General features: G+C 69.0%; 10 protein-coding genes and 1 pseudogene. 6 read left to right on the top strand and 5 right to left on the bottom strand.

What is annotated here, in order from left to right:
• Positions 1 to 78: 78 nt before the first annotated feature.
• The 3 genes and pseudogenes from Q0967_RS17135 to Q0967_RS17125 form a co-directional block, all read right to left on the bottom strand.
• Positions 79 to 240 (bottom strand): annotated as a pseudogene (locus Q0967_RS17135) (IS256 family transposase); the annotation flags it as partial.
• Positions 241 to 341: 101 nt separating this feature from the next.
• Positions 342 to 962: a response regulator transcription factor gene (locus Q0967_RS17130; protein WP_299451263.1), complete on the bottom strand. Its 621-nt coding sequence runs from the start codon at positions 960 to 962 to the stop codon at positions 342 to 344.
• Entirely contained in the window at positions 959 to 2,155 is a 1,197-nt protein-coding gene (locus Q0967_RS17125; protein ID WP_299451261.1) for a sensor histidine kinase, read from the bottom strand. Before Q0967_RS17125 ends, Q0967_RS17130 begins: the two co-directional genes overlap by 4 nt.
• Positions 2,156 to 2,305: 150 nt before the next feature.
• Between Q0967_RS17125 and Q0967_RS17120 the strand changes: the two genes are divergently transcribed.
• The 6 genes from Q0967_RS17120 (at position 2,306) to Q0967_RS17095 (ending at position 9,384) form a co-directional block, all read left to right on the top strand.
• A complete protein-coding gene (locus Q0967_RS17120) occupies positions 2,306 to 3,397 on the top strand; it encodes an ABC transporter permease (RefSeq protein ID WP_299451259.1) in 1,092 nt (363 codons plus the stop codon).
• Positions 3,394 to 4,110 carry an ABC transporter ATP-binding protein gene (locus tag Q0967_RS17115; RefSeq protein ID WP_298753160.1) on the top strand — a complete coding sequence of 239 codons (717 nt, stop codon included), beginning with the start codon at positions 3,394 to 3,396 and terminating at the stop codon, positions 4,108 to 4,110. Before Q0967_RS17120 ends, Q0967_RS17115 begins: the two co-directional genes overlap by 4 nt.
• 757 nt (positions 4,111 to 4,867) lie before the next feature.
• Entirely contained in the window at positions 4,868 to 5,452 is a 585-nt protein-coding gene (locus tag Q0967_RS17110; protein ID WP_299451256.1) for a DUF4956 domain-containing protein, read from the top strand.
• Entirely contained in the window at positions 5,449 to 6,255 is an 807-nt protein-coding gene (locus Q0967_RS17105; RefSeq protein ID WP_299451253.1) for a polyphosphate polymerase domain-containing protein, read from the top strand. Before Q0967_RS17110 ends, Q0967_RS17105 begins: the two co-directional genes overlap by 4 nt.
• 20 nt (positions 6,256 to 6,275) lie before the next feature.
• On the top strand, positions 6,276 to 7,628 hold the full coding sequence (locus Q0967_RS17100; protein WP_299451250.1) for a carbohydrate-binding domain-containing protein: 1,353 nt from the start codon (positions 6,276 to 6,278) through the stop codon (positions 7,626 to 7,628).
• Between the two features lie 508 nt (positions 7,629 to 8,136).
• Positions 8,137 to 9,384, top strand: coding sequence for an ISL3 family transposase (locus Q0967_RS17095; RefSeq protein ID WP_299451266.1), 1,248 nt, complete (start codon positions 8,137 to 8,139; stop codon positions 9,382 to 9,384).
• Between the two features lie 139 nt (positions 9,385 to 9,523).
• Here Q0967_RS17095 and Q0967_RS17090 read toward each other — a convergent pair whose 3' ends face one another.
• Together Q0967_RS17090 and Q0967_RS17085 are read right to left on the bottom strand one after the other, a co-directional pair.
• The gene (locus Q0967_RS17090) at positions 9,524 to 11,041 is read right to left on the bottom strand and encodes a cell wall metabolism sensor histidine kinase WalK (protein ID WP_299451248.1); all 1,518 of its coding nucleotides are present in this window, start codon (positions 11,039 to 11,041) and stop codon (positions 9,524 to 9,526) included.
• Positions 11,038 to 11,778: a response regulator transcription factor gene (locus Q0967_RS17085; protein WP_299451265.1), complete on the bottom strand. Its 741-nt coding sequence runs from the start codon at positions 11,776 to 11,778 to the stop codon at positions 11,038 to 11,040. The genes Q0967_RS17090 and Q0967_RS17085 overlap by 4 nt, the downstream gene beginning before the upstream one ends.
• Positions 11,779 to 12,239: the final 461 nt, after the last annotated feature.

Raw genomic sequence — 12,239 nt, 5'->3', positions numbered from 1 at the left:
GCTGTACTTCCTCGGTGCAGGCATGACTCCACTCTCCCGTAGAGATCAAGACCCTCCACCAAACCCGGGGCGGTTCACCTCTTCCAGCGCGGTCTTTAGGACAATCGCGGTGATCGACTTGAGCAGCCCGTCCGGGCCGGTCAGGTCCTCACCGCGGGCCCGGGCGGCCTTGACCAGCTCCCGGACCGCGGCCTGCTCGGCCTCGCTGCGCGAGGCCGTCTTCTTCACCTTCTTGGGCATCGAGCTCACGCTCGTGATCTTCTCGGTCATCGCATGACCTTCCCCGCCAGCCGTGCCGGCGTGTCAGGCCAGAAACACCATTCAGCGGACAGTCCCTGCCTTCACCGCAGTAGGCCGGAGTCGCGTGCAGAAGCGACGGCGGCGGTGCGGGAGGAGACGCCGAGCTTGGTGTAGATGTGCACGAGGTGTGATTTCACGGTCGCGTCGCTGATATGCAGTCGTGCCGCGATGTCGTTGTTCGTCGCGCCGTCTGCGACGAGTCGCAGCACTTCGGTCTCACGGGCGCTGAGGTTGGGTTGCGGGGAACGCATCCGGGCGAGCAGTCGTCCCGCGATCGCGGGGGCGAGGGCGGTCTCGCCTGCGGCTGCGGCGCGGATTGCAGCGAGGAGCTCCTCGAGTGGGGCGTCTTTGAGGAGGTAGCCGCTGGCTCCGGCTTCAACGGCGCCGAGGATGTCGCTGTCGGTGTCGTAGTTCGTGAGCACCAGCACGGCAGGCGGATGGTTGAGTGCGCGGATGCGGCGGGTCGCGTCGGCTCCGGTCTGGTCGGTGCCGAACTGCAAGTCCATGAGCACCACGTCCGGTACCAGATCGCTCGCGAGGGCGACGACATCGTCAGGGGTTGCCGCTTCCCCGATCACGTCGAGGTCGGGGTCGCCTGAGAGCATCGCCCGCAAGCCCGTGCGGACGACGGGGTGGTCATCGGCAAGCACGATCCGGATCACGATGCCGCCTCGCTTCCGGTGAGAAGCGGCAGTCGCGCGGTGACCGTGGTGCCCTGTTGAGGGGCCGAGGCGATGGTGAGGGTGCCGTCGAGTTGTTCGAGGCGCTCACGCATGGCGTGCAACCCGAAGGAGTCAGCCTCGTGCGAGTCGGCGACCGCGGAGGACACCTCGAAGCCGCGGCCGTCATCGCGTACCACCAGAGATACCGTGGCGTTGTCTCGGGTGAGTTCGGCGGTGATCCGGGTGGCATTCGCGTGGCGGATCGTGTTCGAAAGCGCGCCCTGAAAGATGCGCAGCAGCGCGATCTGGGTTCCCATCGGCAGGTCGAGTTCCTCGGCACTCACCTCGACTGGGATGGACGCGCGGTCGGACTGTTCCTGACCGAGGCGGTGCAGGGCGGGGGCCAGTCCGTCGCCGAGGCGGGTCGGGGTGAGCTCGCGGATGATCTGCCTCGTGTCCGCGAGGCTGTCGGCCGCGGTCTCACGGGCGAGTCGCACGTACCCGGCACCGGGTTCGGGGGTGTCGCGTTCAGCGGCACGCAACAGCATCTGGATCGAGGACAGGCCCTGGGCGACGGTGTCATGAATTTCACGAGCGAGCCGGGCGCGCTCCGCCAGTGCGCCCTGTTCGCGTTCGGTCTGGGCGAGTTGCTGCCGAGTGCGGATCAGCTCGGCAACGAGCCGTTCGCGCTCTTCGGCTTCACGCCGAAGCGCACGGTAGGCGAGCCCGATCAGTAGGGCGACGCCGGCGCCCACCAGTGGGCCGATCACCCCGCCGACGCTGAACCCGAGATGGAGGCCGAGGGCGAGGATCGCGAACGCGGTCGTGACCACGATCGCCGCGACCCCTCCACGTCCGGGCAGGACGTGGAGGTAGAGGAAGAACAGCGGGAAGACGAGGTACGCCCCATCGGGGCTCAGCCACATCAGCACCGCCCACAACAGCGTGAGCGCGGCGATCCAGCCGACGGCGTCACCGCGCCGGGAGACTCCTGACTCGCCTTGTGTCCGCGCCGCCCATGCACCGGCGAGATACACCGCGACGAACGCGATCCCCATGACCAGTGTCCATGTCGCAGCCGGCGAGGAGACGACGTATGCGCGCACCACCGTGAAGCCCGCGAGCCCGATCAGGAGGGTGTGCAGGCCGAACCGGAGACCGGTGAACACCGGGGCGAGGGTCGAATGCGACATGACGCTCCAAGCCTATGCGAGCGGTGTTGCCCGGCCATCAACCGAAAGTTTGACCGTGAATCCCGTGGTTTGGGCGATGTCCGGCCCTGCCTGCGCGAAGGAGGGTTGAAGGGTAGCTCGGGCAGAGTGCGCGAGCGGAAAGGCATCATCGTGTTCGTCGCGTGGAGAGAGTTGCGGTTCGCCCGCGGCCGGTTTCTCCTCATCGGGGCCGTCGTCGCCCTGATCACCCTGCTCGTCGGCTTCCTCTCCGGCCTCACCGGGGGTCTGGCCGCACAGAACATCTCCTCCGTGCTGCAGTTGCCCGGGGACCGGCTCGTGCTGCAGCAGCCCGAGAACGGCGACCCTAGCTACGCAACCTCCTCCCTCGACGAGAAAAAAGTCACAGCATGGGAACAGGCGGACGGGGTCGAGTCGGTGACACCCATCGGGATCGTCCAATCGCGGGCCTCGGCCAGCCGCATCGACGACCCGACCGGGGTTGCGCTCTACGGGCTGCCACAGCATGCCCCCGGTACCCAGTCGAACCCCCTGTTCGACCTCGCCCCGGTTCACGACGACCAGGTCGGTGTCTCCTCCGGGGCCGCCGATGGTCTCGGCGTCGAGACTGGTGACACGATCTCGATCACCGGCACTGATTTCACCGTCAGCGTCGTCGGCGATGATCTTTGGTACAGCCACACCCCGGTCATCGCCTTGACCCCGGAGGCGTGGAGCGAGGCAAGTAAGCGCGTCGGCGGCACAGGCGAAGCGACGGTGCTCGCCGTCACCGGAAACGCAGAATGGGAGACCATAGGTGCAGCAACCGGCACGGTCGCCGAAACACCGCTGGCGAGCCTGACCGCCCTGGAAGCGTTCCGATCCGAGATCGGGTCGCTCGGGCTGATGATCGCGATGCTGTTCGGGATCTCCGCCCTCGTCGTAGGCGCGTTCTTCACGGTCTGGACGATGCAGCGTGCCAGCGACATGGCCGTGCTCAAAGCCCTCGGTGCGACCACCGGGTCGCTCGTGCGCGACTCACTCGGCCAGGCGTCCATCGTTCTGGTCGCCGGGATCGGTGTCGGCCTCGCCGGCGTGATCGGGCTCGGCACCCTCGCGGGGCAGGCGCTCCCGTTCATCATCAGCCCGATCACCACTCTCGCCCCAGCCGTCGTGATGGCGGTCCTCGGCCTCGCAGGAGCCGCGTTCGCGCTGCGCTCCGTCACCAAAGCCGACCCCCTCACCGCCCTTGGGAGCAACCGATGATCCAACTACAGAACGTCACCCTCACCTTCCCCGACGGGGAGAACCGCATCACCGCCGTTGACAACGTCACCCTCCGCGGGACCAACGGCACCGTCACCGGCATCACCGGCCCCTCCGGGTCGGGCAAGTCCAGCATCCTCGCCGTCGCCGCGACCCTTCTTCGCCCCGACTCTGGCGGAGTTCTCATCGGCAACAGCAGCGACATGACCGACGCCGCCCAGCTCTCGAAGCACGAGGCCACGCAACTGCGCCGTGAGCGCATCGGCATCGTGTTCCAGCAGTCCAACCTGCTGCCCGCGCTCACGGCGCGCGAGCAGTTGCAGGTCATGGCCAGGCTCGGCGGCGGCACCAGCCGGAACAAGCGAGCGAAGATCGACGCCCGTGCCGACGAACTCCTCGACGCCGTCGGCCTCACCGAGCACGCAGGCAAGCGCACGCACCAGCTCTCCGGCGGGGAACGGCAACGGGTCGCGATCGCCCGCGGCCTCGTCCACGAACCCGAAGTCCTCCTCGTCGATGAGCCGACCAGCGCCCTGGATCAAGAACGCGGAGCGAAGATCATGGAACTCATCTCCCGCCTCACCCGCGAACGCGACACCGCCACCCTGCTCGTCACCCACGACCTCGCGCACCGCGACACCCTGGATGACCTCGTCACGGTCCTCGACGGGCGTATCACTACCCCAATCGCTGGGCGCGCGCCTACACGCTGAACTGGACGGCCGAGCAACGAGAATAGGAATATCGGGAAGTTGGGGACCGCTGCACGGACCGGTAACAACCGCATGTCGACCTGAGCGATGCTGAAAGACTGTGCGGTGTCCCCCACTGCACAGTCTCAAGCCCCTGCCCCCGCCCCGTCGCGCGTGCAGCATACGTGCATCAGTAACTCAAATGGAGCAAGCACCCCCGCACTGTACTGGGTCACGAAATCGCAGGTCAGAGATGCCCGGCTGCCGGACCCACCTGTTTTCCGAACAGCAGACCGAAGCGGAGACAGCAGAACCCAAATCGCCTGGCACAGGCGATCTCAGAGCTGGCGAAGGGACTCGAACCCTCAACCACCTATTTACAAGACTCCCGACCTCAACGTCCTGACCTGCACTAACAGCCGAAAATGATGGGTTCAGACCTTTTCGTGCATCATACGTGCATCATGGCTGTCGCCTCAGGGCTCTTCGTGGCCACTAGGTTCCGGAGAGAGCGGCCAACTCCGTGTTTGACCGGGACCGAGCGTCGGCTGCCACGCGAGACCCTCGCCACTTGGCGCGCCACCCGCCGTCGATGCCGAGCAGAGACCCCGCAGAGGTGACGGCTGGCAGTTCCGTTCTACCCCATAAGCACATCTCGAGAGCGCCGACGACAGACATAGCCTGTCCACAGGAACGCCACAGTCCAGGCATACGCGAGCCTCCCAGAGTGATGGGTACCCGCCCGGCAGACCCGGGCCCATCACTGGAGGAGACCTCGATGAGCACCCTCATGCTCTATGCCGCCGACGTCGTCGCGGCCACCGTCCTAGCCATCGGCATCTACTGGCCCCGCCACCGTCGCCGCGACCTCGTGGTCGCCTTCCTCGGTATCAACGTCGGAGTCCTCGCGGTCGCGGCCTTGCTCGCGGGGTCCTCGGTCACCGCGGGGCTCGGTCTCGGGCTGTTCGGGGTGCTGTCGATCATTCGGCTGCGGTCGGACGAGCTCGCCCAGCACGAGATCGCCTACTACTTCGCCGTCCTGGCGCTCGGTCTCGTGGGAGGCCTCGCGAGCACGACCGCCCCCTGGCTGGCGCTGACCTTCATGGCCCTCATCGTGACCACGATGGCGGTGGTGGACTCCCCCGCGTTCCTGTCCGGTCACCGACGACAGGTGCTGGTCGTCGACCGGACGTTCCCCAACGAGTCGCTCCTGGTCCAGCACGTCGCCCAGCTCCTGGGCGCAGAGGTGACGGCCGCGACCGTGGTCCGGACCGACCTGGTCAACGACAGCACGACCGTGGACGTCCGCTACCAGGTCGCTCGCCGGCACGTGGTGCGCACCGAGGGGCAGGTCCTGGTATGAGCGCTGTTAACGCCCTGCGACCGGTCACCCTGGCCGAGCTCACCGAGCGGGCGGCGCTGATGAGTCGCACCGACCGGAAGTACCTGGTGCCCTCCTCGCTCGTCGACTACCTCGTCGGCACCCTCGCCGACACGGACGCGGATGCGGTCCAGGTGCTGCAGATCGGCGACCGACGTGAGTTCGGCTACCGCTCGACCTATCTGGACACCCCCGACCTGGACTGCTACCGGGCCGCCGCGACCGGTCGTCGCCGCAGGTCCAAGGTGCGGGTCCGCACCTACCTCGACACCGGCGACTCCTACCTCGAGGTCAAGACGCGAGGGATGCGCGGCGTCGCGGTCAAGGAACGACTGCTGCGCGACGGCGCCACCGTGACCAGCGAACCGGCGCTCACCGCCGCAGAGCTCGCTTTCGTCGCCGAGCGACTCACGGTCGGCACCAGCGCCACGGCCGGGCTGCATCCCACGTTGGTCACCACGTACCGGCGCACCACGCTGCTCGACGCCGTCGACGGTGCACGGGTCACCCTGGACACCGGCCTGTCCTGGACACTCCCCCAGTCCGAGCCCGCCCACCGCTGGACCGGGCTCGACGACCTCGTGGTCGTGGAGACCAAGACGGACTCCCGCCCCGGTCGCGCCGACCGGCTCCTGTGGGCGGCCGGGATCCGCCCGGTCCGGCTGTCCAAGTACGCCACCGGGATGGCCCTCACACACGCCCTCACGGGCAACCGCTGGCACCGCACCACCGCACGGCTGCGTGCCGACCTCCACCGCACCACATCCCTCGCCCTCGCGGGCTGACCACCTCCAAGGAGACCACCATGAACCTCTCTCGCCTCATCACCAGCGGCACCGCCGGCCTGGCCGCGCTGACCCTCACCGCCTGCACCGGGCTCGGCGCCACCGCACAGTCGCTCGGCTCGACCAGCACCACCACGACCCAGACCTCGTCCACGGCCAGCGCGACATCCGCAGCCAGCGCGACGGCAGCCGAGGACGCCGCCGCGGCCTCGGAGGACAGCGGCACCTCGGGGACGACGACCGGCCTCGGCGCCCTCGATACACACTGGGACGAGGACGACCTGACTTGGGACCCCAGCGAGGAACGGGCAGTCACCCTCGCCGACGGAGCGAGCAGCACCGACTCCGACGGGGTGGCGGTGGACCGCGACGTCATCACCGTCAGCGCGGGTGGGGTATACCGGATCTCCGGGGACCTCAGCGACGGCCAGGTCGTCGTGACCGCCCCGGACGACGAGACCGTCACCCTCGTCCTGGACGGCGTCGACATCACCAGCACCACCGGCCCGGCCCTGTCGGTGGTCAGCGCGGACGAGGTCACCGTGGTGCTCGCGGACGGCACCGACAACACGCTGACCGACGGCGAGGGCTACGAGGTCGCCGACGACTCCACCCCGGTCGCCGCCCTGGCGTCGGCCTCCGACCTCACCCTCGCGGGGTCCGGGTCCCTGACCGTGACAGGACGCGCCAACGACGCCATCAGCTCCAGCGACGGACTCCTCGTCACCCCCGGCACCGGACAACTCACCCTGGAGGCCGTCGACGACGGCCTGCGCGGGAAGGACTACGTCGACCTGCTCGGCGGCACGATCACCATCACGGCCGGGGACGACGGCGTCAAGTCGGACAACACCACCGACACCGACCGAGGCTGGGTGCTCGTGGACGGCGCCACGCTCACCGTCGCCGCCGGCGACGACGGCATCAAGGGCGAGCAAACGCTGCAGGTCTCCTCGGGCGAGGTCACGGTCAGCTCCTCCGTCGAGGGCATGGAGTCCGCCTGGATCCTCATCACCGGCGGCAGCGTGGACGTCACCGCCTCCGACGACGGCATCAACGCCACCGCCGTCGACGGGGTCGAGGGAGGGAGCGAGTCCGACGACGGCTCGCTGCTCCAGGTGACCGGTGGGACCATCACGGTCGCGGCCGGCACCGACGGGCTCGACGTCAACGGCTCCGCTGAGCTGACCGGCGGCACCATCACCATCACTAGCGCCGCCAACGGCGGCGACAGCCCAGTCGACGTGAACGGCGAGCTCACCCTGGACGGCGCACAGGTCACGGCGAACGGCACCACCATCACCTCCGCCGACCAGCTGGCCGTGCAGCCCGGCGGCCCTGGGGGCGGCATGGCGCCTGCCCCCCGCGGCTGACCCACCCGAGAACGACGGGGCCGACCACCACCTGGTGGTCGGCCCCGCTTGTGTCGTATCGCGACCTGGGCGCAGGGCGAACGATGTGAGTGACCGTCCCTCGGCCCAGTCACATGACGCGCATGGGTGATTGGTCTGCTGCGGCGCACCTGTTGTTGATCGAGCTCATCGTTCCGTCTTGGGGGTCGCGCCATAGCGGTTAGCCGGGAGCCGCCCCATGCTTCTTGAGACTGTCGCAGCAACAGTCCTCACGATGGAACACCACAGCCCTACCGCAAGCAGGCGACCTCGGATATCCGGCTCTTCGTCTTTGAGGGTGGGGTGAGGGCGGCGCGCCGACGCGCTGGGTGAGGCCGGGCCGGGGTCGAGGTCCCCGATGATCAGAGGACTCTTACCTCTCCTGATCTCCAAGGACCTCGACGTGAATCAGCCTACGTCGTGCTGCCGTGCCCTGGGCACCGGCGGCGCGTACTGCCACAACTGCGACCTGCTCGTCGGGCTGGACGGGCTGCACGTAACCGACGTCCGTCGGGAGCCCGAGCTGCTCACCGTGACCATCGAGTCAGCCGCGGAACCGGCGGGGTGCCCGACGTGCGGGACGGTGGCCGAGGCGCACAGCCGGCGGGTGGTGCGGTTGGTCGACGCGCCCTGTTTCGACACCCCGGTCGTGCTGCTGTGGCGCACGCGCCGGTACCGGTGCCGCGAGGACGCCTGCGAGGTGCGGACGTTCACCGAGCAGGTGCCTGACCTGGTGCGCTCGCGCGGGCTATTGACCACGCGGGCGGCGCGGTGGGCGATCGCCCAGATCCGCTCCGAGCACGCCTCGGTGCAGGGCGTGGCCCGTCAGCTCGGCGTTCGGTGGCGCACCGTGTGGTCGGCGATCAAGCCGATCCTGACGGCAGCGGCGGCTGACGAGTCCCGCTTCGCCGGGGTGTCCACCCTCGGGGTGGATGAGCACGTGTGGCACCACGTGTCCACCAAGGCCCCCGAGGACGGCGGGCGAGGCCCGAAGGAACTGACCGGCATGGTCGACCTCACCGTCGATGAGAACGGGCAGGTCAGGGCACGTCTGCTGGACCTGGTCCCGGGCCGGTCGAAGAGGCCGTACACCGGCTGGCTCACCCAGCGCGGGCAGGACTTCACCGCTGGCGTCGACGTCGCCACCCTCGACCCGTTCCAGGGGTACAAGAGCGCCATCGACGACGAGCTCGCCGACGCGACCGCGGTCCTGGACGCCTTCCACGTGGTCGCCCTGGGCACGAAGTGCGTGGACGAGGTGCGGCGGCGGGTGCAACAGGACACCACCGGCCACCGCGGCCGCAAAGGCGACCCGCTGTACGGGATCCAGACCATCCTGCGCGCCGGCGCTGAGAACCTCACCGACAAGCAGCGCGCCCGGATCGAGCGGGCGTTCGCCGCCCGCGCCGAGCACGAGGTGGTCGACCTGGCCTGGCAGTGCGCCCAGCAGCTGCGCGCCGCGTACAAGCAGGTCGACAAGGCCGAGGGCCGCAAGATCGCCGAGCGCATCGTCGACTCGTTCCCCTCCTGCCCGATCCACGAGATCGCCCGCCTGGGCCGGACCCTGCGCAAGTGGAAGGAGGCATTCCTGGCCTACTTCGACACCGGCGCCACCAACGGCGGCACCGAGGCCATCAACGGCCTCATCGAGCTCCACCGACGCATCGCCCGAGGCCTCACCAACTTCGAGAACTACCGCCTACGCATGCTCCTCATCGGCGGCGGCCTGAACCTATGACCCCACCCTCAAAGACGAAGAGCCGGATATCCCCGCCGTCGAGCCCCTTCTCGGTCCCTCATCTTCGGGGCCCTCATGCTCGTCGGAGGCGAGCGGACGGCTGCTCGATGCTCCCCGGGGGTTCTTCCCAGGGTTCCCGCTAGGAGACCGCCGGAAGCTGGACGGTGAGCTGGGTGTGGCCGTGGGCCGAGGTCGCCGTGACCTGGCCGCCGTGGGCCCGGACCACCGCGTCGACGATGGCCAGACCGAGCCCGCTGCTCCCGGAGACCCGCGAACGGGAGGTGTCGGCCCGCCGGAAACGCTCGAAGACGTGCGGCAGCAGGTCGGCGGGGATGCCCGGGCCGTCGTCGGTGACCGAGAGCCGCACCAGTCGTACGCCGTCCTCGCGGACAGGGCGCAGGGTGGCCGTGACGGTGCTGCCCGGGGGCGTGTGGACGCGGGCGTTCGACAACAGGTTGGCCAGCACCTGGTGCAGACGGCCACGGTCGCCGGTCACGACGACCGGCTCGGGCGGCAGGTCGAGCTCCCAGCGGTGGTCCGGTCCGGCGGCGCGGGCGTCGCCGACGGCGTCCAGGAGCAAGGAGGACAGGTCGACCTCCTCGGTACCGGTGAGCCCGGGGCCGTCGCCGCCCGCGGCCGCCGAGTCCAGCCGGGCGAGCAGCAGCAGGTCGTCCACCAGACCCGACATGCGCACCGCCTCCGACTCGACCCTGGACAGTGCGTGCTGCACGTCGGGCGGCACCGGGTCGGGGACGCGGCGGGTGAGCTCGGCATACCCGCGTATCGCCGCCAGCGGGGTGCGCAGCTCGTGGCTGGCGTCGGCGACGAACTGGCGCACCTGGCGCTCGTTGGCCTCGCGCGCCTGGAGCGCCGCGGCGACGTGGTCGAGCAGTCGGTTCAGCGCGGCACCCACCTGGCCCACCTCGGTGCGCGGGTCGGTGTGCTGGTCCGGCACACGGTGCGGCAGGGTGACTTCGCCGGTGGACAAGGGCAGCTCGGTGACCCGGGCGGCCGTCGCGGCGACCCGGTCCAGCGGGCGCAGGGCGCCTCGGACCACCACGGTGCCGGCGACCCCCGCGAGGAGCAGGCCGAGCACGGCGACAGCAGCGATGGTGAGGACCAACCGGTCCACGGTGTCGTGCACACCGGATAAGGACAGCCCCGTGACGATGACCTCCCCTGAGTCCGTGTCTACCGCTACCACCCGGTAGTCGAGCAGCTCCGGGCCGAGGTCGACCGTCACCGGGTTGCCGTCCACCGGGACCGTGAGCAGCGGCGCCGAGGTCGCCGCGTCGATGGGCTGACCGGTGCCCGCCTGGTCGAGCACCGCGGCACGGTCCACCTCCCCCGCCACGATGCGCGCCCCCAGCGTGTCCTCCGGCTGCCCGGGGATCTCCAGGAAGTCAGGTACCTCCCCGGGCTGGCCACCGTCGGGTGGGGGTCCTTCCCCACCGCCGGGTGGACGGTCGGCGGCGTCGCCGGCGCGCTGGGCTGCAGCGACGAGCTGGGCGTCCACCCGCTCCATAAGAACCCCACGCACCGTCACGATGCTGAGAACGGCGACCGCCGTCACCACCAGCGCGAGGAGCGACAGGACCGCGAGCAGCAGACGCCGCCTCAGGGTCCACGCCGCCGACCGCGGGGGCCTTCCGCTCACGCGGTGACCGGCTTGAGGACGTACCCGGCGCCCCGCAGGGTGTGAATCATCGGCTCCCTGCCCGCGTCAATCTTCTTGCGCAGGTAGGAGATGTACAGCTCGACGATGTTGGCCTGTCCGCCGAAGTCGTAGTTCCACACCCGGTCCAGAATCTGCGCCTTGCTGAGCACCCGGCGGGGGTTGCGCATGAGGAAGCGGAGCAGCTCGAACTCGGTCGCCGTGAGCTCTATCGACTCCAGACCGCGCCACACCTCGTGACTGTCCTCATCCAGGACGAGATCACCGACGACCAGCCGTGGGTCCGGGGCGCTGGCGACCACGGCCTGGGTGCGTCGCACGAGACCACGCAGCCGGGCGACCACCTCCTCGAGGCTGAACGGCTTGGTGACGTAGTCGTCACCACCCGCCGTGAGCCCCGCGACCCGGTCCTCTACCGCGTCCTTCGCGGTGAGGAAGAGCACAGGCACGTCCTCCCCCTGGGAGCGCAGCCGGCGCAGCACGGCCATCCCATCCAGGTCAGGAAGCATGACGTCCAGGACAACGACGTCAGGGCCGAAGTCGCGAACTTCCCGCAGCGCCGCAGACCCGGTGCCAGCAGTATGCACCTCCCACCCCTCATAACGCAGGGCCATCCGCAACAGGTCGGCCAGGACGGGCTCATCATCCACCACCAAGACGCGCACCGGTGTCCCGTCCACCCGGGTCAGAGGCTGGGCAGGCGTCGCGCCAGGTGACATCGTCATGGCCTCACTCTCCACCGGGGGACTCCAGCCCACCTGTGCCGCACCTGTGAACAGCCTATGTCTTCCAGTCCACGTCACGACCTGCAAAGCACGCCCACTGAAGCAAGTCCATCCTTGCGCAATCACAGCAACTGAGAGTCCGTGCCAGTGAACCGACACCAGCCTCGACCATCTGCCCCCGTTGTGCGTGCAGCATACGTGCATCAGCGATTCGCACGTCCAAGACGCAGCTGCACCGCACCAGACGAAGAACCCGCAGGTCAGTGGTCCTTGGGGCACCGAACCATCTGTTTTTTCGAACAGCAGACTGAAGTGCAGCCGTCGAGCCCAAATCGCTTGCCACACAGGCGATTTTAGAGCTGGCGAAGGGACTCGAACGACAGAGCCCCGCTGAGTGGTGGGCTTTGAGGTGATGCTCGTTGCCTACCGGTCGCCTTCTTCGAGGGCGACGGTTC

The organism is uncultured Serinicoccus sp. (genome assembly GCF_947500995.1).
Classification (GTDB): domain Bacteria; phylum Actinomycetota; class Actinomycetes; order Actinomycetales; family Dermatophilaceae; genus Ornithinicoccus.
Note: the sequence above shows the minus strand (reverse complement) of the source record. Positions and strands in the feature narration are given on the sequence as shown.